This window comes from Methylibium sp. T29-B (assembly GCF_000576225.1).
Taxonomy (GTDB): Bacteria; Pseudomonadota; Gammaproteobacteria; order Burkholderiales; family Burkholderiaceae_C; genus Methylibium; species Methylibium petroleiphilum.
In genome coordinates this window covers 1-1,552 of record NZ_AZSN01000337.1, presented here as the reverse complement: position 1 = coordinate 1,552, position 1,552 = coordinate 1, and the positions used below count along the sequence as shown (strand labels likewise).

Genomic DNA, 1,552 nt, shown 5'->3' with positions numbered 1-1,552 from the left:
CTAGGAGTCTGCGCGGCAGAAGCCGCCCAGCCTCCTAGCCTGCGGCTCTACGCACGGCTCCCCCGAGCCCCCTCCGAGAGGGAGCGGCAGCGTGTTCGACCGCACCCTCCAGCCTCCCTCCGCGAGGGAGGCTCCAGTCAGTCCGACGAGCGCCTTGCCGCCGTTCAGCTTGCGCTGAGCACCGCCATGCGCCTCAAGTTCAGCGCCATGCACACGAGCTTCCACTCGGCTTGCACCCGGTGCAGTCCTCGCATGCTGAACTGCCGGAACCCCAGCACGTTCTTGATCCAGCCGTTGGGTGGCTCGGCGATCCACTTGCGCTTGCGGTAGGCCGCCCGTCCTTCTTCGGTCTGCAGCTTGGCGGCCATCGCCGCGGTGTATGGGTACTGCTCGGCATCGATCTCGGCGTGCTGCTTGCCTTCGCGGCCCAGCGCCACCACCACTCCGATCGGTGCGCGCTTGAGGTTGTCTTCGCTGCGGTAGCCCGCGTCGGCCAGCCCGAGCTCGGGCAGTTCGCCCAGGTTGTCGCCCACCGCCTGGATCATGGGCAGCAACCAGTTCGCGTCCGGCGCGACGTTGTCCAGTTCGGCCGCCACGATGATGTGCGCGGCCTCGTCCACCGCGGTCTGTGCGTTGTACGCCGGGTCAAACCCGCCACCAGCGCGCTTCATGATGCGACTGTCCGGGTCGGTGAAGTTCTCCTGCGCCTTGTCCTCGGGCACGCCGAACTCGCGCTTGTAGCGCCCACCCTTTGGCTTGCCATCCGGGCCACGCGGACGGCAGTCGTCGTCGTCGCTGCGGCCGCGTTCGAGGTCCGCCTCGCGCTGGCGTTGCTCCAGGCGTTCGCGGGCTTCGCGGATGGCCGCAAGCCTCGCCTCGCGCCGCTCGATCTCGGCGGGTAGGTCCAGTTCCGGCTCGTTGACCTCGGCCTCGTCGGTGGCCTTGGCGCGCGCCAGCAGGGCGTCGATCTGCGCCTTGAGTTCGGCCTCGGCCTGCTTCATGCGCTCGTAGCTCATGGCCTTGTGACGGCTGGCGTTGGCCTTCAGCTTGGTGCCGTCGATGGCCACCGTGCCCAGCTTGACCAGGCCCATCTCGCGCGCGAGCTTGACCACCTGCACGAAGAGCTCCGATAGTTCCTTCAGGTGGAACGCACGGAAGTCGCAGATGGTGCGGTGGCGCGGGAAGTTGCCTGCAGCAAGCATCCGGAACGCCAGGTCCTCGTGCAGCCGCCGCTCGATCTTGCGCGAGCTGAACACGCCCGTGGCGTACGCGTAGACCAGCACCTTGACCATCATGGCCGGGTGGAACGGCTGGTTGCGCGAGCCGCCGCCCTCGTAGCGCGCATAGAACGCCTTGAGGTCCAGCGCGTCGACCGTGTCGTTGATGTAGTGGGCCAGGTGGCCTGCCGGCAGCCAGTCTTGCGGCGCCGCCGGCAACAGCATCACTTGGTCAGGTTCGTAGGGGCGATAGCTTCCAGCCATGCCCCATCAACGCATACCTCGTGCCATGTGACATCAGAAACTACACGGTTCTGCCGCGCAGACTCCTAGCC

General features: G+C 67.3%; 1 protein-coding gene. It reads right to left on the bottom strand.

The genetic code is table 11. From position 1 onward, the window contains the following. Nucleotides 1-164: 164 nt before the first annotated feature. Entirely contained in the window at nucleotides 165-1,481 is a 1,317-nt protein-coding gene (locus tag Y694_RS21725) for an IS1182 family transposase (RefSeq protein ID WP_036236658.1), read from the bottom strand. Nucleotides 1,482-1,552: the final 71 nt, after the last annotated feature.

Excerpts from the sequence above, each read along its gene's own strand:
- Y694_RS21725 (WP_036236658.1), bottom strand. The coding sequence starts at position 1,481 with ATGGCTGGAAGCTATCGCCCCTACGAACCTGACCAAGTGATGCTGTTG.